The organism is Mesorhizobium sp. M8A.F.Ca.ET.165.01.1.1 (assembly GCF_004792065.1).
Lineage (GTDB): Bacteria > Pseudomonadota > Alphaproteobacteria > Rhizobiales > Rhizobiaceae > Mesorhizobium.
In genome coordinates this window covers 669,342-694,907 of record NZ_SRTH01000001.1, presented here as the reverse complement: position 1 = coordinate 694,907, position 25,566 = coordinate 669,342, and the positions used below count along the sequence as shown (strand labels likewise).

Genomic DNA, 25,566 nt, shown 5'->3' with positions numbered 1-25,566 from the left:
GATCTAATGCAGTTGAAAACGCGTTTTAAGACTGACTGGCATGCACTTGGCCTGTTTGCTCCAGGGGTACTGGTTCTCGTACCACTGGTGGGTGCCTGCTGCATGCTGGTTCGATACAGTTTTAACGACTGGGATCCCATGCAGGCCATGGTGCCGACCTGGACGCTGAAGAACTATTTTTTCATCTTCACCGATCCTGCACAGATCAAGGGACTTCTCACGACACTGAGGATCAGCCTGACCGTCACGGTGGTGTGTCTTATCATCGGCTATCCCGTGGCGGTCGCTATTTCTCGATCCGGCCGCTATCGCGGCTTGCTCATGTTTCTCCTGGTCGCCCCTATGCTGACCGATGTCCTCATCCGGGCGTACGGCTGGATGGTGATTTTGGGACCTAACGGGCCGGTCAACAGCTTGATGACGGCGATCGGGGTTTGGACCCAGCCGAAAAGGCTGATCTACACAGAGCTCGCTGTGGTCCTGGAGCTGATCCATGAAAATATCCCCTTCATGGTCCTGCCATTGGCGGCGGTCTTGGAGCGGATTAACCCGGCCTTGAACGATGCAGCGATGAATCTAGGTGCCTCACCTGCGCGCGCCTTCTTTCATGTCACTTTGCCTCTGAGTCGATCGGGAATCATAGCGGGCACCCTTCTGGTGTTCGCCCTATCGACCAGCGCGTTCGTCGCGCCACTGGTTCTTGGCGGGGGAAACGTCAGCGTCATGACTACCCTGATGCAGCAGTCGATGCTTACGACACTCAACTGGCCGCAAGGCTCTGCGCAATCCGTTGTCCTTGTGGGGCTCGTCCTCATTCTGCTGACGATCTACGGATGGGTGCTTTCAAAGGGAAGGCGCGTCGCATGAGGTTCCGCGTTACGAGAAATGGACTCCTTCTGGCTTATGTCACGGCATTCTTCATTTATCTCGAAGGCCCGCTGGCGGTGATCGTGTTCGCCTCGTTCAACAGTGGGCAGATCGTTCGGATCCCTCCCGACGGCTTTTCGCTAAAATGGTACGGTGCGTTGCTGGATCTTGTGCGGAACACTCCGGGGATGAAGACGGGCCTGGTGGACGCAGTCTTCACCAGTCTTTGGCTGGGAGTGGCGAGCACAATCGGAGCTGTCATCGCGGGGACACTGGGAGCGTATGCGCTGCAGCGGGCCAAATTGCCCGGTATCCAAATACTGCGACATCTCTTCCTGCTCCCACTGCTCTTTCCCCAAATCGTAACCGGCATTGGCCTGGTCCTCTGGTTCAGTGCGGTTGGCGGTGTTCCGACATGGCTGCGACTGCTGCTTGGGCATCTGATCATCACTTTGCCCTGCGTCGTTATCACCGTAACCGCAAGTCTCGAGACTCTCGATCGGAGTTTGGAAGACGCGGCGATGAACCTAGGGGCAAATCGTGTCGCAACGTTTTTCTACATCACGTTGCCAAGCATTCGAGGTGGCGTGCTGGCCGGTGCGATTTTCGCATGGCTGACGTCATTTTCCAATTTCACTGTGACGTTCTTCCTATTTTCGGGCGAGATGAACCCGCTTCCTCCCTGGCTGTACCAATACATACAATACTACATCGACCCGGGCGCTGCGGCCCTCTCCACCTGCGTCCTTTTGATTACACTTTCCGTTCTGTTGATGATCAATCGCCTGCAGGCACTCGGTCGAGTGGTGTCGGTGTCCAAATGAGCGTTGTTGAAATGAATGTTTCCGGCCAAACAAAAGCCCGAGCTGACGCAAAACCTATCCTGGAATTGCAAGGCCTGTCCAAGTCGTTCGGGGCGATAAATGTCGTCAAGGACGTTTCTCTCGACGTCTGGCCGGGAGAGTTTGTTTCGCTGCTCGGCCCGTCGGGATGCGGGAAAACGACCACGCTGCGAATGATCGCAGGTTTTATCGCTCCTAATGAAGGGCGGATCGTTCTGGGCGGCAAAGACATAACCGAAGTGCCGTCGTACAGGCGCGACGTCGGCCTGCTATTTCAAAGCTACGCACTTTTCCCCCACATGACGGTCCGGGGAAATGTGGGCTTCGGCCCGAAAATGCGTGGCGAAACAAGCGGCGTCATCGCGGATAAGGTCCGCTGGGCCTTGAGCCTCGTCAAACTCGAGGGCTACGAGGATCGCCGGCCGAATGAGTTGTCCGGCGGCCAACAGCAGCGAGTCGCGATCGCGCGCGTCCTGGCCGGCGGAGCGTCGATGTTGTTGCTCGATGAGGCGTTTTCCAATCTCGACGCAAAGCTGCGCGGTCGAATGCAGGAAGAAGTTCGCGAGCTTCAGCTTCGTCTCGGCATAGCTACGGTCCTTGTCACGCACGACCAGGAGGAGGCTCTCGCCATGTCAGATCGAATCGTGATCATGAATGGCGGCAAAGTCGAGCAAATCGGCACGCCCAAGCAGGTCTACAGTGCCCCATCTTCCATGTTCGTCGCCGACTTCATGGGCCGCTGCAATCGGATCGAAGGAACACTGCGTCAGGATCGGAGGGCAAAGGCCTGGTACCTCGACTGTGGCCCCTCAGGGACCATCAAGCTCGAAACCATTCCTCATCCGGATGCCCGGGAGGGCGAGGAGTGCCCGGTTTTCGTGAGGCCAGAACATTTGAGGCTAACCCAATCCCTGGAAAATCACGAGGGCGAAGGACTCAAAGGCAGGATCGAGCGGGTGGTTTATCTCGGGTCGCGATCCGTTGCATATGTAACCCTGGAGGGGAATATTCCCCTCCAGGTCCATCTCCCCAACAAGCCTGGCATATCGGACGAGTTTTCCATAGATCGACCTGTAGTCGTTGTTCCACTGCCCGGCGCCGTCACTCCCTTGCCTGAATGAGTTATCGGCTCGCTCCTAGCTTAGCTGAGAAACTTTTATGCGGATGGACGCGATGGCAAATACGCCGGAAGACAGTTTTGACTACATCGTTGTAGGTGCCGGCAGTGCCGGATCTGTGATCGCCAATCGTCTTAGTGACGACGGCAAGTCGAATATTCTAGTGCTCGAAGCTGGCGGACCAGATCGCAATCCCTTCCTCCATATCCCCGCAGGTTACGTCAAGACTCTCACCAACCCCCAACTAACCTGGCCGTTCAGATCAGAGCCAAGCCCAGGCAGCGGTGGAAGAGCAATTACTCTTCCCCAAGGGCGAGTTTACGGAGGTTCGAGCTCGCTCAACGGCCTCGTTTATAATCGGGGGCAAGCAGCCGACTTCGATGAGTGGGCTCAGTTGGGCAATTCAGGTTGGGGGTATGAGGATGTTCTTCCGTACTTCCGTCGATCGGAGCGACGCATTGGTCCGGGTGAAGCGCGCTACCACGGGCGCGAAGGAAATATCACTGTAAGTGACCCCAACTGGAAGAATGAACTTTGCGAGGCCTTTATCGAAAGCGTGGAGACGACAGGAATCCCGCGCAATCCAGACTACAATGGCGAGGCGCAAGCGGGTGTGGGCTACTTCCAGCGCATGATTGGGGGCCGTTTTCGGGTCTCGGCCGCCACAGGTTTCCTTCACCCCGCCTTGAAAAGGAAAAACGTTCAGATCCGTCCGTTCGCCCAGGCGTGCGACCTTCTTATTGAAAATGGCCGCGTCTCCGGTGTCTGGTACTTCAAGGAAGGCAATCCGTCGCTGCGCACGCTCGTGCACTGCCGGCGCGAGGTGGTCCTCTGCGCTGGTACGATCAACACGACGCGCCTCATGCAGCTCGCCGGGATCGGCGACGGGGCCGTGCTCTCGAAAGCCGGCATTGAGACCCGGCACCATTTGCCCGGTGTGGGCCAAAATTTTCGCGATCACTACTTCATTCACATCAACCAACGGATGAAGAAGGGCGTTCTGTCCCTGAACGAGCAAGCAAAAGGATGGCGGCTTGGCCTCGAGATCCTGAAGTGGCTGGCAGGGGCGCCGAACATCCTCTCTCTCAGTCCATCGGTGGTCTACGCGTTCTGCAAGTCGCACGCCTCGGTCGACAGGCCGGATCTGCAGTACATTTTTACGCCCGGAAGCTACAAACCGGGTCATGTCTACGTTCTGGATGATTTCCCTGCGGTAACCTGCGGGTTCAGTCAGCACCGGCCTGAAAGCGTTGGGCACATTTCCGTCACCTCGCCTGATCCAACGGCATCTCCGGTCATCCAGCCAAACTACCTGTCGGCTTCTATGGATCAGACCGTTGCAGTCAGGGCACTTCGGCTGGCTCGCACCTTCCTCGCGGCGAAGCCCCTCGCTCGTTTCGCGGAGGGCGAGGAGGAGCCGGGGAAAGCCGTTCAAAGCGATGAAGCGCTGTTGGACTTCGCGCGAAGCACCGGCAATACCGGCTATCACTTTGTAGGCGCCTGCAGCATGGGGCCGCGGAGCGACGCCCTGGCGGTCGTCGATCCGGAGCTCAGGGTTTACGGGCTCGCTGGGCTACGCATTGTAGATGCATCTGTGATGCCCACCATGCCATCTGCAAATACATATGCCTCCACACTCATGATCGCTGAAAAAGGCGCGGACCTCATACGAGGTATCTCGCGCGCCTGATGGACACTGATGGCGGACGGAATAAGCGCGTCAGGTTGATAAGAGGATCTCAAATGTACCAAGACACCCTGCTGCACATTGATGGCAACTGGCGCTCTGGATCGGCCAGCGAGACCATTTCGGTGATCAACCCTGCTACCGAAGAAGTGATTGGAACGGTCGCTAAAGCAAATGAGAGCGATCTTGAAGAGGCCGTGACCGCAGCCCACCGGGGCTTCCTGGTTTGGCGAAAAATACCTGCGCTCGAACGAGCAAAGGTGATGCTTCGCGCTTCTGCCCTTCTTCGCGAACGTGAAGGCAAGATTGCCCGACTGATCTCGATCGAACAGGGAAAGCCACTCCATGAAGCTCTCAACGAAGTTCGGTCGGCTGCAGAAACGAACGACTGGTTCGCTGAGGAAGCAACGCGTACGTATGGCCGTGTCATCCCTTCCCGCGGAGAAGGCATTCATCAGTTCACGGTTCGTGAGCCGATCGGGCCTGTTGCAGCCTTTACGCCATGGAATTTTCCCACAATCCAAATCGTCTGCAAAATGTCTGCGGCGTTGGCGGCTGGATGCTCGGTAGTCGTCAAGGCGCCTGAGGAAACGCCGGCCTCTCCATCGGAACTTCTGCAGGCATTTATCGACGCCGGCGTTCCTGCAGGAGTGATCAATCTGGTTTTCGGTAACCCGCCGCAAATCTCAAAATACCTTATTTCACATCCCCTTATTCAAAAGGTCTCGTTTACGGGCTCAACCGTCGTGGGAAAGCAGCTCGCTTCGCTGGCAGGGCTGCATATGAAACGTGCCACGATGGAACTTGGGGGACACGCGCCGGCGATCGTTTTCTCCGACGCTGATCTCGATGCGGCGGTCGATGACCTGAGTTCCGCAAAGTTCAAGAATGCAGGCCAGGTGTGCATATCACCCACCCGGTTCCTGATTCAGGAATCCATATTCGAGACTTTCGTTGAAAGGTTCTCCAAGAAGGCGGCGGCTATCAAGGTCGGCGACGGACTGACCAGCGGCACGATGATGGGGCCGCTGGCGAACAACCGCCGTTTGGACGCCATTGATGCCTTTGTGTCTGATGCCTTGCAATCCGGCGGCGAAATCAGGACCGGTGGCAAGAGGATAGGCAACCGTGGCTATTTCTACGAGCCCACGGTGATCGCTAACCCTTCCAATGACGCCAAAGCGATGAATGAGGAGCCTTTCGGGCCTGTCGCCCTGGTTAGGCCCTTCCGGACATTCGATGACGCGGTCCAGGAAGCAAATCGGCTCCCCTATGGTCTAGCTGCCTATGCCTACACCCGCTCGGCAAAAACCGCGGCCGCCGTGGGAGCGGCCGTCGAAAGCGGAATGGTGTCGATCAATCACCTTGGCTTGAGCCTTCCGGAAACGCCTTTTGGCGGGATCAAGGATTCTGGCATCGGGTCGGAGGGGGGCACGGAGGGAATAGACGCCTATTTGTCCACCAAATTCATCTCGCAAATCTAGGACCTGAGACGTTGATCACGGAGTGGTTTTGATGTTTCGGCGTTTCTCTCAGTTCACAAGTCAGGAATGGTACAGCTCGGATCGCGTGCATGAAAACATATGGAAAATCCGTGAATCGTACATAGACGAAGGTCACGGCTGCAATATGTGGCTGGTGCGGGGGCGCGACCGAAATCTGCTTTTCGACACGGGGTTTGGATTTGTTTCCCTGCGCCGCTTTATCGGCGAGGAGGTCAGCCGGAATGTCGTGGCGGTTTCAAGCCACAGCCATTGCGACCACATCGGCTGCAATCACGAATTTGAGTGCCGTTGCGCCCACTCCGCCGAGGCCGACGTCTTGGCGGACCCCACCGGAGCCAACACGATCTACGAGCCCTATGCGGTGCCGGAGATGGTTGGCGTTCCGATCGATCCCCTGGAGATCAAGGAACATAGGATCGCTCCCGCTGCGCCGACAAGGACCCTGGAAGATGGAGATGTCATTGACCTTGGTGATCGGGCGTTTGAGGTGATCCACGTGCCTGGACATTCGCCAGGATCGATCATGTTGTACGATCGCCGAGACCAAATCCTGTTTAGCGGCGATGCCATCCACAACGGGTCTCGCGGAATTGGGCGCACCAGGTGGTACAGCTCAGATCATGACCAGTATCTAGCGTCTTGCGAGCGGATCCGTGACTTGCCCGTACAAGCCTGTCATGCCGGGCATTACCCAAGTTTCGACGGCAAACGATATTTGCAGATCGTCGAAGAGTTTCTCGCCCGGCAAGAGTGAGCCGCGGTATTTCGATTTCAAATCCTACGGCAGCCGTTCAAAGAGGAGGGAACATTGGCGCATTTATGCATAAACCCTGAAGGGATAGATGCTCCCAACAACTACACCCATGTCATAGTCGCGCGAGGGAGCCGAATGGTGTTCATTGCCGGACAATATCCGGAAGACCCCAGCGGCAAGCTTGTTGGTAAAGGTGACATGGCGAAACAGGCGGCCCAGGCTTTCGCAAATTTAGGCTTGGCTCTGCGCGCTGCTGGTGCAAAGCCAGAGGACGTAACGCGGCTTGGCATCTATGTCGCAAACTACAAGCATGAATATCTGGCGATGATTGATCCAGGTCGTCGGGCGGTGTTCGGAAGCCATCATCCAACAGACGTGCTCGTAGGCGTGGAAACGCTCGCATACCCGGAATACTTGATTGAGGTGGAAGCGATTGCAGTGATCCAGGACGACGCGGCGCCATAACGACGTAGACCTCGCGCTCAGGTGCTAAGAACTCTGCATTTCTGCTGACATCTGCACGGCTTCTTTAGATTCGCAATGTCAGCAGGCTCAGCGTGCGGGAGCTGCGTAGTTGCCGCGTCGAGTTCGCCGAACGATTCTGACCTCGGCTTCCTTGCCCAAGGTTGTCACCGTCCTGCTACCGGCGAGCGGTCGGCGTTTGGTGGCCTCGGTCGCCGCCTTGCGCGTCGAAGCCCGACCGGTGCCGCGTCTTGATGGACATAGAATTCGTGCCGGCAAGAGGAGCTTCATTGACGCAAGCCCGGCTCTTTCACGATCGCGGTGATTGCAGATGTAAGAGATATTTGCGCTCAACCCGGCGGAAAACCGCGGTTATCAGAAAAGTGAGCGCCAGGTAGATGACGGCAGCGGTCAACAGGCCTTCGGAGGCGAGGTAATATTTATTGTTGAGCATCCTGCCTGCGCCGAGGATATCGATAATGGTGATCGTGCTCGCAACGACACTGCTATGCAGCGCGAAGATCACCTCGTTGGACAGAGACGGGAGAGACTGGCGCCAGGCTGAAGGGAAAACGATCAGCCGGAATTGTTGCAGGCCGGACAAGCCTAGTGCTTTGGCTGCTTCCACTTGGCCCTGCGGGACGTTCTCAATGGCCCCCCTTAGGATTTCCGTCAGATAGGCGGCCGAACAGGTCGCAATGGAAATAAAGGCACACCACCACGCCTCGCGGAGCACCGGCCAAAGAAAGGAGTGGCGCACGGCATCAAACTGGGCGGCGCCGTAGTAGAGAAGATATAGCTGAAGGAGCAGCGGAGTTCCGCGGAAGAAATAGGTATAACAAAACACCAGCGGGCTGAGGATGCGAACCTGCCGCGCCCGGATCACCGCCAGGGGAATGGCGAGCGCGGTAGCAAGCAGCAGCGGTATCGAAACAAGCAGAAGCGTGTTGACCAGGCCTCGAGCAAACAGCTGCCAATTGTCAAGGATCACTCTGAAGTCGATAGGCGAGACAGCTTGGAAGCGGGACCACGCATCTTCCATATCAGACGGCGCCCCAAACACGCAGCCGCCTCGTCAGGATACCCAGCCCCAGATCCGAGGCTGCTGTCATAGCCAGATAGACGACGAGGACGATAACGATGAACGAAAAAGGCTGATGCGTTGCCCGCCCGGCAGCGTTGGCTTTGTTGACGATGTCCTCCAGTCCCATCACCGAAGCCAGGGCCGTTGTTTTCATAAGGCTCAACCAATTGTTGGAAAAGCTCGGCAATGCGTAGCGAACGAGCTGCGGCCAGATAACCAGCCTGAAGAGTTGCCATCTGCTTAGGCCGAGAGCTTTGCCGCCTTCGCTTTGACCCCGCGGGATTGCCAGATAGGCGCCTCTAAAGGTCTCGGTCATGTAAGAGCCAAAGATCACGCCAATCGCCACAACGGCCACCGTAAATGGGTCGAGGTTCATCCGCGCCCACAGGCCCGTAGTGATGCCAATCCAGTTCGCGACCGCCTGCCCGCCATAATAGAGAAGCAGCATCAAGAGAGGTCCGGTACACCCCGGACCAGCGTTGTGTATGTCTCGGCCGTCCTTCGCAGAGCCGTGACCGGCGATGACTTGCCCCATGCGCCGACCAGTCCCAATACTGTCGCAACCACGAGCGAGCAGACGCTCAATGCGACTGTGACGTAGATGCCTCGCAGAACGAAAGGCAGGTAGTCGCCCGCGTTAGCCACGGTCGATCACCTTGCCCGCATGTTTAGCGCGTCGGAGTGCGGCTTGGTTCACTTGCCGTAGATGTCGTAGCTGAAGTATTTGTCGTTAATGGCTTTGTAGGTGCCGTCATCGCGGACTTCCTTGATGGCCTTGTTCAAGGCCTCGCGAAGCTCCTTGTCCTCTTTCCTGAGGCCGATACCGACGCCTTCGCCAAAACAACCCGGGTCGCTGATGGAATCGCCCTGGAAGCTGAACCCTTTGCCGCGCTCGGTTTTCAAAAGGCCAAAGTCGAGCTGGATCCTGTCTGAGAAGACGGCATCCAGCCGGCCCGAGCTGACGTCAAGGAACATCTCTTCGGAGTTCTGATAGACTTGGATGGAGGCGTTCGGGTAGGTCTTTTCGAGATAGCACTCCGACACTCCCGGAACCGTGCCAACCTTCAGCCCGCCTAGAGCCTTGTCGGAAAAATCGATCTTCGTCGCATCGGACGCAACAAAGGATGCGGCGGTTTGGTAGTATGCATCGGTGAAGTCGATCTGCTTCTTGCGTTCCTCGGTGATGGACATGGAGGCGAAGATGCCGTCAAACTTTTTCACCAGCAGCCCCGGGATCATGCCGTCCCAGTTCTGTGCTACGAATGTGCAGGTGCGATTCATCTTCTTGCACAGAGCCTGCCCAAGATCGATTTCAAAGCCCGCGATCGATCCGTCCGCGGCTCGGAAATTGAACGGCGGATACGCAGCCTCCGTGGCGAACGTTATGTCCGCGGCCGCTGCCACGATTGGGGTGAGAGCGATTCCGACAGCAGCGATGAGCCCGAGCAGTTTGTTTTTCATATCTTGTTCCCCTTAGGTTTAGGACCATTGCAGCAAGTCGGCGGTAGCGATTTTCTGCGCCGTCCCTTGAGTCCACCCGACGATTATCAGGCCGAATGCGTGCCTCCCTCTGCCTCGAAGGCTACTGGGCCGCTTCGGTCCCTATGCGGCTCCGAAGTTAGCCCAGCCCGCGTCGCGTGCGTTGACTAAATCCTGAAGCCAGGTTTCCAAACTGGGCAACTAACTGGCTAGGCCTTGTGCTAGGGCCGTGCGGGCCGACCGAATTGCGGTCTTGCCCGGGGAGACGAAGTTGACAAAGGTCGTGCCGCTTGAGCAGATTCTGGAAGCGCTGCCACACATCGATGTCGTGGCCGAAATCGAGCGTGGGTTTGTCGCCTTTACTGAGGGAAAGGTCGAAGTACCTCCTGTCGGCGAACTTCTCTTCCCGGATGAAAACGGCGAACTTCATATCAAATACGGCGCCGTGCGCGGTGACGACATTTTTGTCGTGAAGCTTGCAACGGGATTTTTCAACAATCCGCAACTGGGACTGCCGCCCTTCTCCGGCTGTATGCTGGTGCTCTCCGCAAAGACCGGGCAAGTCGTCTGTGTCCTGCTCGAAGAAGGCGAGCTGACCAATCATCGGACCGCGGCCGCGGGCGCCGTCGTAGCACGTCATCTTGCCCCGCCTGATCTGCAGACCATCGGCATTTGCGGCTCAGGCGTCCAGGCGCGCCTGCAGGCCGATTACCTACGCCGGGTGACGGATTGCCGAAACCTCGTTCTGTGGGGGCGCGACGACGCGAGAGCGGCAGAAGCAGTGCGCGACATCGGGCGAATGGGCTACACAGCGCGCGCCGTAGCAAGTCCGGCAGAAGTTGCCTCCTGCGCGCAGCTGATCGTCACGACAACCGCGTCCCGTCAGCCTTACCTGCTCGCCAGCTTCGTGAAGCCGGGCACCCATATCACCGCGATGGGTTCGGATACACCGGAAAAGAGCGAGCTCGATCCGATGCTTCTGAGAAATGCCAGCATGGTGGTTGCTGACAGCATACAGCAGTGTCTGCTCCGCGGAGAGATCCATACAGCGATAGCAGCCGGCGCCATAGACGGCGACCGCGTCGTCGAGCTCGGGAATGTCATTTCCGGAAAGGCTGGCCGGCGCTCGCGCGCGGACATCACGGTCGCCGATCTGACGGGTGTGGCGGTCCAGGACATCATGATCGCCAAAGCGGTTGTCGCCCGTACAGTCTAAATGGCCCGTATGAGAAGTCCGACTTTCGCCCCCCGAAAGAAGCAGACACGTTGCGAAAACGGCGTCGCTGTATTGATAGCGGGGGTTGGACCAATGGAAACGACGCACGTGCTAGCGGCATTCAGGGTTCATCGACAGCGAGGGAGAACGACATGGTAGAACTGATTCACATCGACCCTGAGCACATCGAACGATTGATCCTCGACCTAGGCAGGTTCGGTGCGCATGGCGGAACCGGTGTCTGGCGCACGGTTTATTCGCCAGAGTGGATCGAGGCCGCCAATCATTTCTCCGGCTGGTGCCGGGAATCAGGTCTTGCCGTGCATCAGGACGCCGTTGGCAATGTCTGGGGAAGGCTGGAGGGCAAGGAAGCCGGGCCTTCCATTGTATCGGGATCGCACATCGACAGCCAGACGCCCGGCGGGCGCTACGACGGCGCCCTGGGTGCGATTGCGGCGCTGGTCGCGATCGATGCGCTGAACAAGCAATTCGGCAAGCCTCGTCGCACTCTGGAGGTGCTTGCGCTTTGCGAGGAGGAGGGAAGCCGCTTCGCCGCCGCCAGCCTGTGGGGTTCGCGCGCTATAACCGGCTGCATCAAGCCGCGCGAGCTCGACGAACTGGTCGATGACGACGACGTCTCGATCGGCCAGGCCATGAAGGATGCCGGCCTGGATCCGAATGCCTTGGCGACCGCCGAGCGTAATGACATCGGCGCCTTCATCGAGCTGCATATCGAGCAGGGCCCCGTGCTCGAAGCCGAAGGCCTTGCGGTCGGTCTCGTCACAGCGATCAACGGCCTTCGCCACTACCGAATAGAATTGACCGGAGAAGCCAATCACGCAGGCGCCTTTCCGATGGATTCGCGCCGCGACCCGATGGCGGGGTTCGCCGAAATAGCAAGCGGCGTCATTTCAACTGCGGAGCGCTGGGGACGACCTGCCGTGACAACCGTGGGGCAAATCCGGGCGGAGCCGAACCTACCGGCCATCATCCCAGCGAAGATAACCTTCATGATTGACGCCCGGCATCCTGATCCTGAAGCCTTGAAGAGGCTTTATGCCTTGCACGAAACCCTGATCCATGAAGTCGCCAACCGCCGCGGCCTGGATGTCAAGATTTCGGTGGTTGAAGACCAGGTGCCCCTCGTCTGCCATCCTGAAATCGTCACGGCGATCAAGGCCGCCGCCGAGGATCAAGGCGTCCAGCTGGGCGCGCTGTCAAGCGGCGGCAGCCACGACACACAGCAGATGTCGAAGCTCGCTCGCGCTGGGATGATTTTCGTTCGTAGCAAAGACGGTAGAAGCCACACCCCGGAGGAATTTTCCTCGATTCCCGACATCGTCGCCAGCATCAAGGTTCTGGCAGGAACGCTCTACAGGCTTGCATATTTATAGAGCGGTTCGAATGAGAATTCCTTCGACATCTGAGGCGTTTTTCCGGCCACGAGCTATTCCGGCTTTTCGAGTGTTGCTTGCTCACCCCTCATTCTAGGTGACTGGGTCTCCTGCCGGTAATTGCATCGTCAGGACCAGACTTGAGCGCGTTGCCCCGCTACCTGCGTTCTGCGACCAATGAAAAGGATGGAGCGAGGGATCGGGCTTCAACGCGAAGTCTCGGTATCAAGCTTGCCGAACGATAGAACCGATGACATTGGTGACAATGCGCGCGGCCATGATGGCCGAAATCCCGTCAACATCGGCCGGGGGGTAGAATTCAACGAGATTGAACCCGGCGATTTTCGTTCGGCGCCTAAGGCCTGCGATCAGGTCGATAATCTGAATGTAAGTGAGGCCGCCGGGCGTGCGCGCCACGACGCCCGGCATGTCACCGGGGTCGATGCTGTCGCAATCAAGCGTGACAACGACGTGCGCTCCATCCGGAATGCATTGCAGAGCGGTTTCGACGCCGCTCGCGTGAACGTCACGAGACGTCACAAACCGGCTTCCGTATTGAAGCGCGTCTTCGACGTCGGCGGTGCGCGCGCTACCGACGCTCCGCAATCCAACCTGCACCATGCCGGCGACATGTGGCATCTCACTCGCCCGGCGCATGGGACTTGAAGACCCGTAGCGTTCCCCGTCAATCTCGTCGCGCCAGTCTATGTGGGCGTCGATTTGCAATACCCAGATCGGCCCGTGGTCTTTAAAGCCGGCAAGGAAGGGGATCGTTACCGAACAGTCGCCGCCGATCACAACCGGTACGGCCTGCTGCGCCAGTACAGCTCTCGTCTTCGCCTCGATCCCGAACCGGTTTGCTGCATTGTCATGCATGGTGGTCTGGACGTCGCCAGCGTCGATGCAGCATCCGGGCTCACCGTTGAAGAGAGGCCCTCCAAGATCGAAATCCCAGTTCTCGACATCCCGGGCGCCATCCTTGCTTGCGGCGCGAATGGCGCCGGCCGCCAACGCGTACCCTATGGTATCCGTCCCTCTATACGAGCTGCCGTTACCGACACCGAACAGGATGATTCGAGGCGAATGTTGGTTTGCAAGTCGTGCGGGCAAACCAAGAAACGAGGGTGATGCACTCATCAAACCAATCCCCGTGAGGCACGCATTTTCGCAGTCCTTATCTTTCAGCGATTCAAAAATCAAAGCTGCGCCGGCTGCCCGATAACGAAGAGCCAGTCGCTTGGTGATGATTTGGCTCGCGCCCGACTTGCCATTACAATGCCGTCGCAACGCGCACGGACAAAAGTGGCCGGTTGTGCTGGTCTGTCAGGCCGATGCATCCGCGCGACAGGGGAACCGGATCTGACGTATTCCCCAAGCCTAACCAAGGGTTCGAACAGCCCTTCGCGCTCAGCGACCACATAACATTCGTCGGCGCGAACATCCACCAACTTCGGAAGGACTACCGTTGGTGGAGTTTCAGGCTTCGTTATCCCGACATGAGAAAGCAGTCTGTGCAAACCCTGCCGGCAAAGTTCAAGCGTCGCAATGCTCAGTTCGGCCGACCCGCCATACTCCCCGCTGATTCCCACGACGTTCTGCCGCAGCATCGCCGCATCTATTCCCACTTCCACGCCCATCGTCTTGAACCCAAACAGCATGCAGTGGTGAGCTCCGAATGCTGCGGCGAGATCCATCCTCCTCTGATCACCGGCGGCGTCACCGGTGACGACAAAAAGCGTGGAAGGCAGAAAATGGACCCCACCACAATGAAAATCGGCGGCATAGTCAGCGCGTGCTAATAGTTCGGCTTCATAAAATGGGCCAGTCGACTTGTGAAAGTTCCGTTGGTGGTACCAGGGAAGGCACGGTTTAAATTCATGCCATCCAGTGGTGTATTGCGCTGCCCCGCGAAGCAGGCGGGACCATTCACGGTTGGCATGATAATGACTTGGCCGCTTACACGGTTTATATCAAGCGAGCGGCCAAGCTCCGCTAGCGCGACCTGCCCCTCATATTCGTCCCCGTGGACTCCGGCGGTCAGCACCAATGTTGGCCCGACGCCAGGGCGCACCGAAATGATGGGCATCGCTATATTCTGAGGCTCGCATCCGTCAGCCGGGTCCAGAGATACGGAAACTGTACCGATTTGCCGCCCTGGCGCGTCGAGATCGATGTCAAGCCGAATGCACATCCTGCCTGCACCACAGCTTGCGAGCCGGGCCTCTCCTTCTTTAGGTGAAACGATGTCGGCCGTTAGAACAGCATCGATGGTGCCAAGATGTTCCATCAAATCCTGAAACTCCAATCTGCAATCATCAGGAATGATGTGGCCGAGATAGGTGGCGATGCCATTTGGCTTCCCAGAAAGCAAAGCCACGGCTGATAATGAAGACCAACGACATGTAGAGGGCTGCGGCAATAAAAAAGCCGTCAAAGGCGAGATAATATTTATTGTTGAACTGCTTAGCCGCGCCGAGAATATCGATGATCGTAACCGTACTTGCGATCACGGTCGCGTGGACCGAAAAAATGACCTCATTCGCATAAGCCGGAAGAGCATTTCTCAGTGCGCTTGGCAGCGTGATACGACGAAAAACCGTGAAGCCCGACATGCCGCAAGCCTTGGCGGCCTCGATCTCTCCCCGGGGTACGGCTTCGATGGCTCCCCGAAAAACTTCGGTGATGTAAGCGCCGCTACACAAGGTGATGGAAATGAAGGCGCACCACCAAGCCTCACGCAGGATAACCCACAGATATGAGTCTCGAACGAAGGAGAACTGCGCCGCACCGTAGTATAGCAGATAGACTTGGACCAGCAGTGGCGTACCCCGAAACAGATAGGTGTAGGCAAACACCAATGTGCTCAAGACCGGCGTGCGCATCGCCCTGGCGACCGCAAGCGGAATAGCCAGAAGGCTCGCGAGACACAGGGAGCCGACCAGCAGTATGATCGTGTTCCGCAGGCCCAGCAGGAAGAGGTCGACATGCTTTGCTGCCAACATGAAATCGACGGGCGACCATGTCTCGCTTATTCTGGTAAGTTCTGCGGTGATATCGGCGACGGTCATGATGCTTACGCCTGGTGCAGGTGAGAGCTATAGCGCCGATCGAGCCAACGAAGCCCCATGTCCGAGATCGACGTCAGGATCAGGTAGGTTACCAGCACAACGAACATGAAGGTGAAGGGTTGATGTGCGGTCTTGCCGGCGGCATAGCCGTTGTAGACGAGATCTTCGAGTCCCATCACCGACACGAGGGCAGTCGTCTTCATGAGACTGAGCCAGATGTTGGTGAAGCTTGGCAAGGCGTACCGGACCAATTGCGGCCATATTATACGACGAAAGAGCGTCAACCGGCCCATTCCAACCGCGATACCTGCTTCGATCTGACCACGCGGTATTGCCAATAGGGCTCCTCGAAAAGTTTCCGTCATGTAGGATCCGAAAATGAACCCGATGGCCAGGAAGCCAGCGGTGAAGGCATCGAGTTCGACATAGCCCCACAAGCCTGTGGCGGCGCCGATCCGGTTCAATGCCATTTGCCCACCGAAGTAGAGCAACAACATGAGAACGAGATCAGGCACGCCGCGCACGAGCGTCGTATAGAGTTCTGCGATCCGCCGAGCTCTCCTTGAACCTGAAAGCTTCGCCCAGGCGCCAAGGAGGCCCAGGGCAACGGCCACCATGACCGACAGAATGCTCAAGGCGATTGTCACCCTGAGGCCGGCCAACAGGAACGGGGAGAACTGCAGAACTGCTTCCACGACTATATGGTCCGATCAGTTGCCGTAGATGTCGTAGCCGAAGTACTTCTTCGCGATCTTGTCGTAGGTTCCATCCTGACGGACCTCGGTGATCGCCTTGTTGAGTTCCTCGCGCAGTTGGGCGTCCTCCTTCCGGAGTCCAATGCCGGCTCCCTCTCCGAAGCAGCCGCGATCGGTTACGATCTTGGACGCGAACGCCATGTTCTTGCCGGCGTCGGTCTTGAGCAGACCGAAATCCGAAGCGACAGCGTCGGCAAAGATGGCGTCGAGACGGCCGGACGTCAGGTCGAGATAGAGGGCGTCGGCGTTGGGGTACGTGACGACTTTCGCCGTTGGATAGGTCTTTTCGAGATAGCAGAGATAGGTGCTCCCGGAGAGTGTCCCCACCGTCTTGGCCTTGAGCTGCTTGTCCGCAACATCGATGGTCACGCCAACCGGGGCCACGAAAACACCGCCGGACTCATAGTATTTGTTGGAAAAGTCGATCTTTTTCTTTCTCTCCTCGGTGATCGCCATGGACGCGAAAATGCCGTCATACTTGTGAGCGAGCAGGCCAGGGATCATACCGTCCCACTCTTGAGCGATGAATTCGCAGTGACGGCCCATCCTCGCGCACATGGCCATGCCGAGATCGATCTCGAAGCCCGCAAGGGATCCGTCCGGAGCCCGTTCATTGAATGGGGGGAAAGCTCCTTCGGTGGCGAAATGAATAGTCTGATCAGCCTCGGCTTCGCCCACCATGAGAAGAATGGCGGCCGCCGTCAGAAGAGCACCTGCAAATCGAGGTATCATAGTAGTCCTCCCTTGGTTTATCACCGATGCGTTCGCGCGAGGAAGCGCTGGAAGTGGGGTGACGATGGGCGCGTCATGATCGTCCGAGGGTCACCCTCCTCTTCGATCTGACCATCCCGCAAAAAGATGACGCGACTGGAGGCGTCGCGCGCGAAAGCCATTTCATGCGTAACGATGATCATTGTTCGGCCTTCCTCTGCCAGAGCGCGAATGATGGACAGAACTTCGCCCACAAGCTCCGGGTCCAGGGCTGAAGTCGGTTCGTCGAACAGCAGAACTTCGGGATCCATCGCGAGCGCCCGCGCAATCGCGGCGCGCTGCTGCTGGCCGCCAGAGAGAAAGGCTGGGTAGTAGTTCTTGCGATCGGTTAGCCCTACCTTGTCGAGCAAGCTTTCGGCGGTTGCGATCGCCCGAGCTCGCTCGATGCCCAGCACCTGGATAGGCCCCTCAATGACGTTCTCGAGCACCGTCATGTGAGACCACAGGTTGAAGCTTTGAAAAACCATGGCCAGTTTTGCTCGGAAGCGCTGCAACTGCTTTGGGTCCGCGGGATGTTGATTACCGTTCGGGCCGACCTTGGTCCTAATCGGCTCATTGTTAAGTGTGATCGTTCCGCTAGTCGGGGACTCTAGGAAGTTTATGCAGCGCAAGAATGTGCTTTTCCCCGAGCCGCTTGCGCCCAAGATCGAGATGACATCGTGCTCGTTCGCGTCAAGCGAGACGCCTTTTAAAACCTCCAAATTTCCGAAAAGTTTGCGGAGGTCGCGGACCTGAAGCTTGAGCCCGCCCTTGCGCATGGTGTCGGCGAGTTGGATCGGCGGTCTCTGATCGTCCACGATTAAAAACCTTCCCCACCCAAGTTTGCATGACCATCTTACAAATGAGCGCCAAGGTCGTTTTTGAAACTGGCAAACGAAGTTTCCAAATATTGAGACTTGCCCCTGGCGGAACTGCGCAAACTTACGTCCGCTCATGGCGAGTCATGCGCGCCGGCACGGTAGTAGCAATGACCCGTTCTCGATCTGGAACGATACCAATTGTAGGAGCAACCGCGGTTTGGCGGCGGCGCCTCTATGACACATTCGAATTTCTGAATGACTTCCGGAAGAGCTCAACCCAACAACAACTTTGTCGGTCCTTACTTGGTTATGCGAAGAGGTTTGGCGCGACCAATCTTCTGGCAGGACCAATTCCGCCGCCTCATGCCTTGAGACATGAACAGGTCTCCCATGTTTTGCTCGACGCTTGGCCAGAACAATGGTCCGCGCGCTACTTCTCCAAGGGCTATCTTTTTCGCGACCCGACCATTCAACTTGTAAATCGCGGCAACGCGCCATTCCTCTGGAGCGAGATCGATAAAGTGTCCAGGGTGGGCCCCTTCGGTCGTCGGGTCATGGAGGAGGCGACCGAATTCAAGCTATGCGAAGGTCTGACGATACCGTTCGCGACGTTGGAGGGGCAGCCGGTCGGATTCTCCATTGCAGGCGAAAAGCTGGATCCAGATCCTCACGACCGCCTCGCTTTTCAGTTCGTTGCCGCTTGTGCTTTCGGCTGCGCGGCTAATCTCGCCGATAGAAAATGGGACTCGAAACCGGTACGTCTGTCTCCGCGACAAAGGGACGTTCTCAGCTGGGCCTCCGAGGGTTTCACCGTGGACGAAATCGCTGATCGCCTTGGCATCAGTCGCAATACGGCAGACACTCACCTGCGATCGGCGCGGGAGAGACTCGGGGTGGCAAACACCGTACATGCTGTCGCGGAAGCGTTTCGCCACGGTCTGATCGCCTAACTCACGCAATTGCGTGATGCCGCCATCCTCCGGAAGCGACCATTGGTTGACCTCGAAACCGGAGGACAACCAAGATGCTTCTTATCGTTACAGCGCAGAACGCGGTAAACCATCAGAGAGAAATGGACCAGGCTTTCCATCTTCGACACAAAGTGTTCGTCGAAGAAAAGGGCTGGACGGATCTACGGCGCGAAGATGGTCGCGAAATTGATCGCTTCGACGATGAGCATGCAGTCCATATGCTCTTTACTGTCGAGGAGCGCGTCGTCGGCTACCAACGGATGCTCCCTTCGACGCGACCCCACTTGCTGTCGGAGGTGTTGCCGGACCTGTGCGATGGCGCCAGGCCGAGCGGAGACAACATCTGGGAATGGACGCGATACTGTGTCGAGCCACAGTATCGCGAACGCGGAAGAATGCTCAGTCCTGTCGCGAATGCGCTTTTGTCCGGTATTGTCGAGTGGGGCTTGGGCGACGGCGTCGACACGATCATCATCGAAATGAACCCGCTTTGGCTGCTGCGCCTGGTTCAGTTGCATTTCAGGGTGACGCCGCTGGGGCTGCCGAAGATCATAGGCGGTGAAGAGACAGTGGCGGTGACAGCGAGCTTCGATGAACGCACGCTCCAAAGGCTTCGCGAGACGCGAAGTGCAAGCAAAACCACAAAATCCATTTCGTGATTGCGGCCATATTGTCACCTCACAACGGTACAGCAATGCGGCGACGCGTCCAGCTCATTACGCTTGATTACGCACTTGTCATTGCTGATGAAGGCAGCTTCCTCGGCGCCTCTCGACGCATGGGGATCCACCATTCTGCTCTGAGCCGGCGCGTCCGTGACCTTGAGCACTCACTTGGAGCGGTTCTGTTCGAACGTCACACAGGCGGTGTCCGACCAACCCTGGCCGGCGCCGAATTCCTGCGCAACCTTCGTCGCGTTCTGACTGACCTCGACGGTACACTCGCCATGGTCAAGACGGCCCGAGAAGGACAAGCCGGCAGGGTGTCGATCGGCTTCGACGCGTCCTTACACGCAACGGAGTTTCTGGATGCAGTTGCCGACTTCATTCGGGGCAGGCCGGATATCGCCCTGCGCTTCGTGCAAGAGAAACGTGCCGCGACCCGTTTACCCTGACTTAGAGTCGCGCCGGGCTCGGCCGAACGCCCGATCGGTCGTCATGAATCGTGCCAGCATCGGCGCGATCAGCTTTGCCGGGTCGGCAACTTTCTGGTCCGTCTCGCGTCCGAGCACTTCGGCGTAGGCGACAAGATCGCGGTGAACGGCGGCGGGCAGCTCGACCGTGATCTTAATGGGCCGGTCGTCGGGAATGGCGGAGAGCTTTAGCTTGGTCATGACGGATCCTTCGGCGCGACATATGGCGAAAGAACAATGTCGCGGTTGACGATCACGCGGACCGGGAAACCCGGCCGGATTGTCAGCGTTGGCTGGACATCGAGTTGGCGACCCACGATCTGCTGACCGACATTACTCACCGAATTCTGCGTGCTTTCGCGGATCGCTTTAGCGATGGCGCTCTCGTTGTTGTTGGAACCGAGGCTGCCGCCGACGCCCAACAACGTCGAGAGCGCAGCAGCCCGAAGCAGCTGTCCCCAATGATGGTCGATCTCGTCCTCCAACCCGGAAAACCCTTCTGCGTCGGTGCCTTGCTGGCGCTCCAGCACGATCGAGGCGCCGTCTGGCGTGATGAGACGGTTCCAAACCAGCAGCACGCGCGACTGGCCGAAGGCGACCTGGCTGTCGTACTGGCCGATCAGTTTTGCGCCCTGCGGAATCAGCAGGTGCGCTCCTGATGGGCTGTCGTAAACATTCTCGGTTACCTGAGCAGTGATCTGACCGGGAAGATCGGAACGGATGCCGGTAATGAGTGCAGCCGGAATGACCGTGCCGGCCTGCACGACATAGGGCGAGGCCTTCTCCGCGAGACGGTCAGAACTGACGGTGCGGCGATCCGGTTCGGCGTTGACGAAGGCGGCTTTGCGGTCCTGCATGTTTTGCGCAGCGCCAGGATCGAGCGGCGGCTGTTCGGTCGGTGGTGTCAAGCCGGACATGGCGTTCGCCACGGCATTTCCTGCACCAGTATCCTGCCGCCCCAGATTCGCTCGCGCGTTGGTGTCGGTAAAGAGCTTTGCGACACGCGCGGCCTCGATCTCCGCCATGCGGCGCTGCTCGTCCGGATCGGCGCGCGGCGTACTGATGTTGGGCGCCTCGATTGACTGGCTGCGCTCCTGTGCACGCAGGATTGGCCGGCCGAGATCGCCGGGCAAAGGCGGCCCGAGTTTTGGAATGCCGGCATAATCCTTCGGCAGGGTTTGTAGCCCGTCGGCGGTAGATCGATTTTCAGTGGTGAAGAGTTCGGACGGCTCATCGTTGCCGCGCCGCCTAGTGTCGAGCGCCCAGATCAGTGTGCCAAGGATCGCAGCGCTGGCCGCTCCACCTAGACCGATCAGCACCTTGCGCGAAAGGCGCGTGACCCTGGCGGGCTCGGGCCTCAGACGTAGTTCGGCCCTGATGTCCACGTTCGGGGGATTTGCAACGTCGCTCATCGGAACAGCCCCGCGCTGCGCTGCGGTTTTTTCCCGTCAGTGCGCACGATTCTAACACGCTTCTCGCTCGTCTTGTCGCCGAGCCTCAGTTCAGCCGCGGCGAAGAGACGGTCGACCACATAGTAGTTTTGCCGAGCGCGGTAGTTGACCAGTTCCGAGCCGCCCGATGGGCCGATGACGAAGAGCGGCGGCATCTCACCCTGAGCGATGCCGGACGGAAACTCGATGAGGACGCCGGCATAGAACCAGTCGGGCAGGATAAGCTCGATGCCAAGCGGGCGCCCGCTGGCGTCCATTCGCTCTTTCCACTCGTTGATCCAGGAGAAGCGATGCCGCCGACGTTCGGCAGGCTGTCGGATCGAAGTGGCAACCGTGGTCGACTGCAGGCGATCAAGTGCAGCCTTCAGCCTGTCGTAGCTACGGGCGGAATCGCCTCGGCCGATGAAGGCAAGTATCTCGTAGGGTGTGGTCGCCATAAGACGCGATGTGCGAAGGCCATTGTCTCGTGCGTCGACGATCTGGCTGGCAGCCCAGATCAGAATGTCGGCGTCCCAGATGGTCGCCATGCCATGTTCGACCGTCGCCTCGACGCGGATCGATACGTCGCCCATGCGAAAATCGATCGGTGTCACGCGGCGGGATTTGGCGAGCGAGAAGAACGGCCACGACATCAGATCCTGCGCGTCGCGCGGCGTGACTACACTGGCGCGAGCGTGAAACAGATCAAGCTGGCCTTCGGAGCGGTACTGCACTGACGCCGCCCCAGCGGTTAGGAAGCGCGATCGCGTCTGCCAGCATAGGCAGGTGCGCGGGCGGCATGTGGCTTGGCCGGCGGAACAAAGGTCGCGTCCGCATCACTGGTGGAGGTGCGCGCGCCGAGTTCAATCCAGGCATGAAGGTCATTGATGTCATAGAGCACGCGCCCACCGACTTTCCGGTACTTTGGTCCGGTGCCGTAAGTTCGGTGCTTTTCCAGCGTGCGGGCACAAAGGCCGACGATCGGTGCTGCCTCCTTGGTTCGCAGGTATTTTTGGGGCGCGTCCGCGGGACCCTTCGACATCGCTCGATCTCCATCCGGTTTTGCTGTCATCCTGGCCTGCCGGGACGCGCGAAACGGACGATGGTCGAATTGAGGAAAAGCGAGGGAGGGCAAACATAGGGGGATGTGTTTTTGCTCCCCTGCGAAGAAGGACTTCACCGATCGGATTTTCGGCGGCGGCTGTGCGGATAGAAAAGAAGGTCGCGGTAGCCGCCGGCGACCAGGCGATCCGCTCTTCGCAGGACGGCCCGTACCTTGTGCCTGAGGTGATGGTCGCGCCAATCCCGTGGCACGATTGGATCTCGTGACAGCAGCACCTCCGCGATCGTGCGATAGGAGGCCGCTGCGCGGCGGGCGTCGTGAGCGCGCAGATTGAGGATATGCCTGGTCTTCGTCTGCTGGGGCAGCGCGCCATAGACTGGGCCGCCGGGCAACCGACCGTTCAGCGCCCTCCAGAATTGGCGTGCGGCGTCCAGTCTTGTTTCGAAGGCTTCGTCGAGCGGGAGAATGATGGCATCGATGCCAAGTGAACCGTCGTAACTCTCGGCAATCAGGCGATGCGTTGCGGTAGATGCCGACCAAAGAGCCTCAAGGTCTTCGCCCTGCTCCCAAACGCTAGCGTTGCGGAGCTCGCGAGGAAGCACGCTCTTATGCGAAGAGTCGATCGAGGCAGGCATCCGCGTGGCCCGGAGAACGCGCGGCGAGGCCTGTTCCGTCCAGACGATGTTCTCGGCATATGGAAGTCCGTCACCGGTGACAGTGAAATCGCGCGCCCCACCGTGCGGCGAAGTCAGGTTGTCCCAGCAGGTCTCCGGTATTTGCGCCCTGCAACGCAAGCTGACTGCACTCGACGATGAAGGTGTCGTTCCGGATCAGGTATTCGGCAGCGAACTCCTGCGCTTCGTAGTCGCGCATGTGCGCATAGGCCGCTGGATTGGTCCAATCGCCTTGCAATTTGCCAGATCCTCTCCCGATGCCAGCACTAGGCTGCGAGCTTCGGCATCAGCATCGAGGTCGATGCGCGGGCTGGGTAGTTGGAGAGTCAGCAAACCGCTGTGCTGATTCAGCAAAGCGTGGAGGGTGGTAGTCTGCGCCTAGTGGGGCGCACCGCCCGCCAGAAGATACCGATAGCCACTCGTCGTCATCCACCGCGCGCGGGCAAGATGGGTCTCCCACGATTTGAACGCTCGCTCCGGCTCCTGCTCAGGATCGATGTGCAGGACGATCCTGGCGACCTCGCGCCAGTCCGCGTCTTCGGCCGCCGCGTCGAGCAGGCGGATGTAGGTGAGCAGCCGCTCCTCGTCGTATCCGGTCAAGATCGAGGAGTCTGGAGCAACGTCGGCAACATCGGGATCAAGCAGTGGTTTGAGCAAACGCGATTTCCATCCTTGAAGTCATTTTGTAGAGAATACTCCGTGGTTGAATACTCGACAAGACGCTGCACTCGCGGGCATGGAAATACGCGAGGTGTTTGCACGCAATCTGAGGCGGCATCGGCAGGCGGCTGGGCTTTCGCAAGAAGAGCTGGCTCACCGCGCGGAAGTCGATCGCACCTACATCAGCGCGTTGGAGCGCAGCGTCTACGGCGCGACGATCGACGTTGTCGACAAGTTGGCAAATGTTCTCGGGATTGAGGCCGCGGACCTTCTAAGGCGCCCTCCATCGCGCGTCACAAAATAGCGAGTCATTCGGCCGCATTTGTCTTGTTGGCCTCCATGACAGCAGTAGCATCGCGAGCCGGGCGGAGCCCGGCGAGCGGCCGCCGTGTTTCATAAAAGCGGCCGCACGCGCCGACCCCGATGATCTGGTCGCTAGATATTCTTATGATATGACAATCCGGTTGATGTGGCGGACCAGAAAGGCCGCGCGGCGAGACGTTCGCCGTGCGGCCTTTCGTTCGTTCACGCCGCCTTTTCCAACAGTGCCTTCGCCTTTCCTTCAAGCTCCAGCCGGCTATCCTGATGCGGCCTGGCGCGGGCATGCGCTGTCATGCCTTGAACAAAATCGAAGATGCTTTCGGGTGGGTGACCTTCTTCCTGCAACACAGTCTCGATGATCTTGCCCGTTTCGCCCTTGGAGAAACCGCGCTTGCGCAGGAAGCTTTCGCGGTCCTCGGCGGTGCGGGCTACGATCTTCTCACGCGCGGCCTTGATGCCAGCGATGAACGGCGCCGGGCTTGAGTTCGCAAACCTAGTTAAAGCCGGCGCTGCCTCATGGGCAAAACGCTGCGCGGCAAACTTCGAATGCCGGATCGTGACTTCCTCGAAACCTTCCACGCCCCAGAGATTGCGGTTCATGCAGACGGCGCGGAGATAGAAACTCGCAATGCCTAGAGTCTTCGAACCGACTTCCGAATTCCAGCAATAGAAGCCTCGGAAATACAAATCCGGCTCACCATTCGGCAGGCGCCCGGCTTCGATCGGATGCGTGTCATCCACCAGAAACAGGAACACGTCGCGGTCGCTGGCGTAAAGCGTGGTCGTGTCCTTTGTGATGTCCACGAAAGGATTGTGGGTCATGGTGGCCCAATCAAGAACGCCCGGCACCTTCCACATGGTGTCGCCGGTGCCATTGCCCGCGAAGTTCATCACGGCAGCGACAAGCTCATGGTCCCAGATGCGGCCATAGTCCGGCCCTGTCACGGCGCGAAGCTCAATGCGTCCGTCTTCCGTCTCGAGCGTCTTCATCAATTCCGCCCGATGGTTCAAAAGGCCATGCTGCAAATTGATGCCTGCCAGCGGTGCGGGTAGCTGGCGCATGTAGTTGGCCGGTGCACTGACAAGGCTGCAAAGCTGGCCGAAGCTCCAATGCGTTGGCGCTATCGGTTGCTCCTGTCCGGGAACAATGAGCGAAAGTCGCTCTGCATTGTCGCGGGTGGCTTCCACGCGCACGGCGCGGCTCTCAACGGTGCGGGCGGTCGCTCGGTCCGCGCGCTGCTTCACTGCATCATAAAGCTCGGTAAGGCTCAGATAGCGCTCGTCATCGGGACGCGAAAACCATTCGGAGGAAACTCGTCCGATCCTCTCGCCGCGAGAGATATCCACGCGAAAGCCGCTGGAAATCGCCTGCTGCTGGGTGTTGCTCTCGCCGTTGATGATGGTGGTGATGTTCATTTCGCTCACTCCTTTTCCTCAATGCCGAAGGCATGTCCCCCGGCATGCCTTCCGGGGGCGCGAGAGCGCGCGGGAGTGATGGGGGCCAGTGCCGGCG

At 58.5% G+C, this 25,566-nt stretch carries 31 protein-coding genes; 14 read left to right on the top strand and 17 right to left on the bottom strand.

The features are described from left to right. Window positions 1–6: 6 nt before the first annotated feature. From EN808_RS03335 to EN808_RS03305, 7 genes are read left to right on the top strand one after another with little or no spacing between them, the layout of a single operon-like run. Window positions 7–867 (top strand): ABC transporter permease, encoded by an 861-nt coding sequence (locus tag EN808_RS03335; RefSeq protein ID WP_135915139.1) that lies wholly within the window; start codon window positions 7–9, stop codon window positions 865–867. After that, a complete protein-coding gene (locus EN808_RS03330) occupies window positions 864–1,691 on the top strand; it encodes an ABC transporter permease (protein ID WP_189524048.1) in 828 nt (275 codons plus the stop codon). The genes EN808_RS03335 and EN808_RS03330 overlap by 4 nt, the downstream gene beginning before the upstream one ends. After that, window positions 1,688–2,830 carry an ABC transporter ATP-binding protein gene (locus EN808_RS03325; RefSeq protein WP_135915137.1) on the top strand — a complete coding sequence of 381 codons (1,143 nt, stop codon included), beginning with the start codon at window positions 1,688–1,690 and terminating at the stop codon, window positions 2,828–2,830. The genes EN808_RS03330 and EN808_RS03325 overlap by 4 nt, the downstream gene beginning before the upstream one ends. A gap of 52 nt (window positions 2,831–2,882) precedes the next feature. Then, window positions 2,883–4,517 (top strand): GMC family oxidoreductase N-terminal domain-containing protein, encoded by a 1,635-nt coding sequence (locus tag EN808_RS03320; protein ID WP_135915136.1) that lies wholly within the window; start codon window positions 2,883–2,885, stop codon window positions 4,515–4,517. 53 nt (window positions 4,518–4,570) lie between these two features. Further along, window positions 4,571–5,998: an NAD-dependent succinate-semialdehyde dehydrogenase gene (locus EN808_RS03315; RefSeq protein ID WP_135915135.1), complete on the top strand. Its 1,428-nt coding sequence runs from the start codon at window positions 4,571–4,573 to the stop codon at window positions 5,996–5,998. A 31-nt stretch (window positions 5,999–6,029) separates the two neighbouring features. Then, entirely contained in the window at window positions 6,030–6,773 is a 744-nt protein-coding gene (locus tag EN808_RS03310) for an MBL fold metallo-hydrolase (RefSeq protein WP_135915134.1), read from the top strand. A 54-nt stretch (window positions 6,774–6,827) separates the two neighbouring features. Beyond that, window positions 6,828–7,238, top strand: coding sequence for a RidA family protein (locus EN808_RS03305; protein ID WP_135915133.1), 411 nt, complete (start codon window positions 6,828–6,830; stop codon window positions 7,236–7,238). Window positions 7,239–7,545: 307 nt separating this feature from the next. On the opposite strand, the gene EN808_RS03300 is transcribed toward EN808_RS03305, so the two are convergent. The 3 genes from EN808_RS03300 to EN808_RS03290 all read right to left on the bottom strand — a co-directional run bounded on the left by EN808_RS03300 (window position 7,546) and on the right by EN808_RS03290 (window position 9,780). Continuing rightward, window positions 7,546–8,277, bottom strand: a complete 732-nt coding sequence (locus EN808_RS03300) for an ABC transporter permease subunit (protein ID WP_135915132.1) — start codon at window positions 8,275–8,277, stop codon at window positions 7,546–7,548. Between the two features lies 1 nt (window position 8,278). Continuing rightward, window positions 8,279–8,767, bottom strand: a complete 489-nt coding sequence (locus EN808_RS03295) for an ABC transporter permease subunit (RefSeq protein ID WP_210235445.1) — start codon at window positions 8,765–8,767, stop codon at window positions 8,279–8,281. 245 nt (window positions 8,768–9,012) lie between these two features. Beyond that, a complete protein-coding gene (locus EN808_RS03290; RefSeq protein WP_135915131.1) occupies window positions 9,013–9,780 on the bottom strand; it encodes a transporter substrate-binding domain-containing protein in 768 nt (255 codons plus the stop codon). 289 nt (window positions 9,781–10,069) lie between these two features. Between EN808_RS03290 and EN808_RS03285 the strand changes: the two genes are divergently transcribed. Next, window positions 10,070–11,014, top strand: a complete 945-nt coding sequence (locus tag EN808_RS03285) for an ornithine cyclodeaminase family protein (RefSeq protein ID WP_135915130.1) — start codon at window positions 10,070–10,072, stop codon at window positions 11,012–11,014. A gap of 50 nt (window positions 11,015–11,064) precedes the next feature. After that, window positions 11,065–12,408 (top strand): Zn-dependent hydrolase, encoded by a 1,344-nt coding sequence (locus tag EN808_RS03280; RefSeq protein ID WP_245525026.1) that lies wholly within the window; start codon window positions 11,065–11,067, stop codon window positions 12,406–12,408. A gap of 225 nt (window positions 12,409–12,633) precedes the next feature. Here the strand turns inward: EN808_RS03280 and EN808_RS03275 are convergent, their stop codons facing one another. After that, a complete protein-coding gene (locus EN808_RS03275; RefSeq protein WP_135915260.1) occupies window positions 12,634–13,545 on the bottom strand; it encodes an arginase family protein in 912 nt (303 codons plus the stop codon). A gap of 194 nt (window positions 13,546–13,739) precedes the next feature. Here EN808_RS03275 and EN808_RS36190 point away from each other — a divergent pair, with 194 nt between their 5' ends. After that, window positions 13,740–14,207, top strand: a complete 468-nt coding sequence (locus EN808_RS36190; protein ID WP_189524047.1) for a hypothetical protein — start codon at window positions 13,740–13,742, stop codon at window positions 14,205–14,207. On the opposite strand, the gene EN808_RS03265 is transcribed toward EN808_RS36190, so the two are convergent. The 5 genes from EN808_RS03265 to EN808_RS03245 are packed head-to-tail and all read right to left on the bottom strand — an operon-like array spanning window position 14,204 to window position 17,760. Then, window positions 14,204–14,695 (bottom strand): succinylglutamate desuccinylase/aspartoacylase family protein, encoded by a 492-nt coding sequence (locus EN808_RS03265; protein WP_135915129.1) that lies wholly within the window; start codon window positions 14,693–14,695, stop codon window positions 14,204–14,206. The genes EN808_RS36190 and EN808_RS03265 overlap by 4 nt on opposite strands. A gap of 28 nt (window positions 14,696–14,723) precedes the next feature. Further along, window positions 14,724–15,476 (bottom strand): ABC transporter permease subunit, encoded by a 753-nt coding sequence (locus EN808_RS03260; protein ID WP_135915128.1) that lies wholly within the window; start codon window positions 15,474–15,476, stop codon window positions 14,724–14,726. 5 nt (window positions 15,477–15,481) lie between these two features. After that, a complete protein-coding gene (locus tag EN808_RS03255) occupies window positions 15,482–16,171 on the bottom strand; it encodes an ABC transporter permease subunit (protein WP_135915127.1) in 690 nt (229 codons plus the stop codon). 15 nt (window positions 16,172–16,186) lie between these two features. After that, window positions 16,187–16,963 carry a transporter substrate-binding domain-containing protein gene (locus EN808_RS03250; protein WP_135915126.1) on the bottom strand — a complete coding sequence of 259 codons (777 nt, stop codon included), beginning with the start codon at window positions 16,961–16,963 and terminating at the stop codon, window positions 16,187–16,189. A gap of 20 nt (window positions 16,964–16,983) precedes the next feature. Beyond that, a complete protein-coding gene (locus EN808_RS03245) occupies window positions 16,984–17,760 on the bottom strand; it encodes an ATP-binding cassette domain-containing protein (protein WP_135915258.1) in 777 nt (258 codons plus the stop codon). Window positions 17,761–17,843: 83 nt separating this feature from the next. Here EN808_RS03245 and EN808_RS03240 point away from each other — a divergent pair, with 83 nt between their 5' ends. The 3 genes from EN808_RS03240 to EN808_RS03230 all read left to right on the top strand — a co-directional run bounded on the left by EN808_RS03240 (window position 17,844) and on the right by EN808_RS03230 (window position 19,887). Beyond that, complete coding sequence (locus EN808_RS03240; protein ID WP_189524046.1) at window positions 17,844–18,752, top strand: LuxR family transcriptional regulator; 909 nt, start codon at window positions 17,844–17,846, stop codon at window positions 18,750–18,752. 74 nt (window positions 18,753–18,826) lie between these two features. After that, window positions 18,827–19,432 (top strand): acyl-homoserine-lactone synthase, encoded by a 606-nt coding sequence (locus tag EN808_RS03235; RefSeq protein WP_135915124.1) that lies wholly within the window; start codon window positions 18,827–18,829, stop codon window positions 19,430–19,432. A 35-nt stretch (window positions 19,433–19,467) separates the two neighbouring features. Further along, complete coding sequence (locus EN808_RS03230) at window positions 19,468–19,887, top strand: LysR family transcriptional regulator (protein ID WP_135915123.1); 420 nt, start codon at window positions 19,468–19,470, stop codon at window positions 19,885–19,887. Here the strand turns inward: EN808_RS03230 and EN808_RS03225 are convergent. From EN808_RS03225 to EN808_RS03195, 7 genes are all read right to left on the bottom strand, one after another. After that, a complete protein-coding gene (locus tag EN808_RS03225) occupies window positions 19,879–20,106 on the bottom strand; it encodes a DUF2274 domain-containing protein (protein ID WP_135915122.1) in 228 nt (75 codons plus the stop codon). The two genes, EN808_RS03230 and EN808_RS03225, sit on opposite strands and share 9 nt — an antisense overlap. Further along, window positions 20,103–21,317: a TrbI/VirB10 family protein gene (locus EN808_RS03220; protein ID WP_135915121.1), complete on the bottom strand. Its 1,215-nt coding sequence runs from the start codon at window positions 21,315–21,317 to the stop codon at window positions 20,103–20,105. Before EN808_RS03220 ends, EN808_RS03225 begins: the two co-directional genes overlap by 4 nt. Next, entirely contained in the window at window positions 21,314–22,039 is a 726-nt protein-coding gene (locus tag EN808_RS03215; RefSeq protein ID WP_245525033.1) for a replication initiator protein A, read from the bottom strand. Before EN808_RS03215 ends, EN808_RS03220 begins: the two co-directional genes overlap by 4 nt. A gap of 47 nt (window positions 22,040–22,086) precedes the next feature. Then, window positions 22,087–22,377, bottom strand: a complete 291-nt coding sequence (locus EN808_RS03210) for a helix-turn-helix domain-containing protein (protein ID WP_135915119.1) — start codon at window positions 22,375–22,377, stop codon at window positions 22,087–22,089. 134 nt (window positions 22,378–22,511) lie between these two features. Beyond that, window positions 22,512–23,033 carry a DUF2285 domain-containing protein gene (locus EN808_RS03205; RefSeq protein ID WP_135915118.1) on the bottom strand — a complete coding sequence of 174 codons (522 nt, stop codon included), beginning with the start codon at window positions 23,031–23,033 and terminating at the stop codon, window positions 22,512–22,514. A gap of 70 nt (window positions 23,034–23,103) precedes the next feature. Further along, window positions 23,104–23,310 (bottom strand): DUF6499 domain-containing protein, encoded by a 207-nt coding sequence (locus EN808_RS03200; RefSeq protein ID WP_135915117.1) that lies wholly within the window; start codon window positions 23,308–23,310, stop codon window positions 23,104–23,106. Between the two features lie 140 nt (window positions 23,311–23,450). Then, complete coding sequence (locus tag EN808_RS03195; protein ID WP_063170738.1) at window positions 23,451–23,729, bottom strand: DUF2285 domain-containing protein; 279 nt, start codon at window positions 23,727–23,729, stop codon at window positions 23,451–23,453. Between the two features lie 79 nt (window positions 23,730–23,808). Between EN808_RS03195 and EN808_RS03190 the strand changes: the two genes are divergently transcribed. Further along, on the top strand, window positions 23,809–24,036 hold the full coding sequence (locus EN808_RS03190) for a helix-turn-helix transcriptional regulator (protein ID WP_135915116.1): 228 nt from the start codon (window positions 23,809–23,811) through the stop codon (window positions 24,034–24,036). Between the two features lie 221 nt (window positions 24,037–24,257). Here the strand turns inward: EN808_RS03190 and EN808_RS03185 are convergent, their stop codons facing one another. Continuing rightward, complete coding sequence (locus EN808_RS03185) at window positions 24,258–25,469, bottom strand: DUF932 domain-containing protein (protein WP_135915115.1); 1,212 nt, start codon at window positions 25,467–25,469, stop codon at window positions 24,258–24,260. Window positions 25,470–25,566 lie beyond the last annotated feature (97 nt).

Bases quoted from the DNA above. Each gene is read 5' to 3' on its own strand.
- EN808_RS03335 (WP_135915139.1), top strand. From the start codon at position 7: ATGCAGTTGAAAACGCGTTTTAAGACTGACTGGCATGCACTTGGCCTG.
- EN808_RS03330 (WP_189524048.1), top strand. From the start codon at position 864: ATGAGGTTCCGCGTTACGAGAAATGGACTCCTTCTGGCTTATGTCACG.
- EN808_RS03325 (WP_135915137.1), top strand. From the start codon at position 1,688: ATGAGCGTTGTTGAAATGAATGTTTCCGGCCAAACAAAAGCCCGAGCT.
- EN808_RS03320 (WP_135915136.1), top strand. From the start codon at position 2,883: ATGGCAAATACGCCGGAAGACAGTTTTGACTACATCGTTGTAGGTGCC.
- EN808_RS03315 (WP_135915135.1), top strand. From the start codon at position 4,571: ATGTACCAAGACACCCTGCTGCACATTGATGGCAACTGGCGCTCTGGA.
- EN808_RS03310 (WP_135915134.1), top strand. From the start codon at position 6,030: ATGTTTCGGCGTTTCTCTCAGTTCACAAGTCAGGAATGGTACAGCTCG.
- EN808_RS03300 (WP_135915132.1), bottom strand. From the start codon at position 8,277: ATGGAAGATGCGTGGTCCCGCTTCCAAGCTGTCTCGCCTATCGACTTC.
- EN808_RS03295 (WP_210235445.1), bottom strand. From the start codon at position 8,767: ATGCTGCTTCTCTATTATGGCGGGCAGGCGGTCGCGAACTGGATTGGC.
- EN808_RS03290 (WP_135915131.1), bottom strand. From the start codon at position 9,780: ATGAAAAACAAACTGCTCGGGCTCATCGCTGCTGTCGGAATCGCTCTC.
- EN808_RS03275 (WP_135915260.1), bottom strand. From the start codon at position 13,545: ATGAGTGCATCACCCTCGTTTCTTGGTTTGCCCGCACGACTTGCAAAC.
- EN808_RS36190 (WP_189524047.1), top strand. From the start codon at position 13,740: ATGCATCCGCGCGACAGGGGAACCGGATCTGACGTATTCCCCAAGCCT.
- EN808_RS03265 (WP_135915129.1), bottom strand. From the start codon at position 14,695: ATGGAACATCTTGGCACCATCGATGCTGTTCTAACGGCCGACATCGTT.
- EN808_RS03260 (WP_135915128.1), bottom strand. From the start codon at position 15,476: ATGACCGTCGCCGATATCACCGCAGAACTTACCAGAATAAGCGAGACA.
- EN808_RS03250 (WP_135915126.1), bottom strand. From the start codon at position 16,963: ATGATACCTCGATTTGCAGGTGCTCTTCTGACGGCGGCCGCCATTCTT.
- EN808_RS03245 (WP_135915258.1), bottom strand. From the start codon at position 17,760: ATGCGCAAGGGCGGGCTCAAGCTTCAGGTCCGCGACCTCCGCAAACTT.
- EN808_RS03240 (WP_189524046.1), top strand. From the start codon at position 17,844: ATGAGCGCCAAGGTCGTTTTTGAAACTGGCAAACGAAGTTTCCAAATA.
- EN808_RS03235 (WP_135915124.1), top strand. From the start codon at position 18,827: ATGCTTCTTATCGTTACAGCGCAGAACGCGGTAAACCATCAGAGAGAA.
- EN808_RS03230 (WP_135915123.1), top strand. From the start codon at position 19,468: ATGCGGCGACGCGTCCAGCTCATTACGCTTGATTACGCACTTGTCATT.
- EN808_RS03225 (WP_135915122.1), bottom strand. From the start codon at position 20,106: ATGACCAAGCTAAAGCTCTCCGCCATTCCCGACGACCGGCCCATTAAG.
- EN808_RS03220 (WP_135915121.1), bottom strand. From the start codon at position 21,317: ATGAGCGACGTTGCAAATCCCCCGAACGTGGACATCAGGGCCGAACTA.
- EN808_RS03210 (WP_135915119.1), bottom strand. From the start codon at position 22,377: ATGTCGAAGGGTCCCGCGGACGCGCCCCAAAAATACCTGCGAACCAAG.
- EN808_RS03205 (WP_135915118.1), bottom strand. From the start codon at position 23,033: ATGCCTGCCTCGATCGACTCTTCGCATAAGAGCGTGCTTCCTCGCGAG.
- EN808_RS03190 (WP_135915116.1), top strand. From the start codon at position 23,809: ATGGAAATACGCGAGGTGTTTGCACGCAATCTGAGGCGGCATCGGCAG.
- EN808_RS03185 (WP_135915115.1), bottom strand. From the start codon at position 25,469: ATGAACATCACCACCATCATCAACGGCGAGAGCAACACCCAGCAGCAG.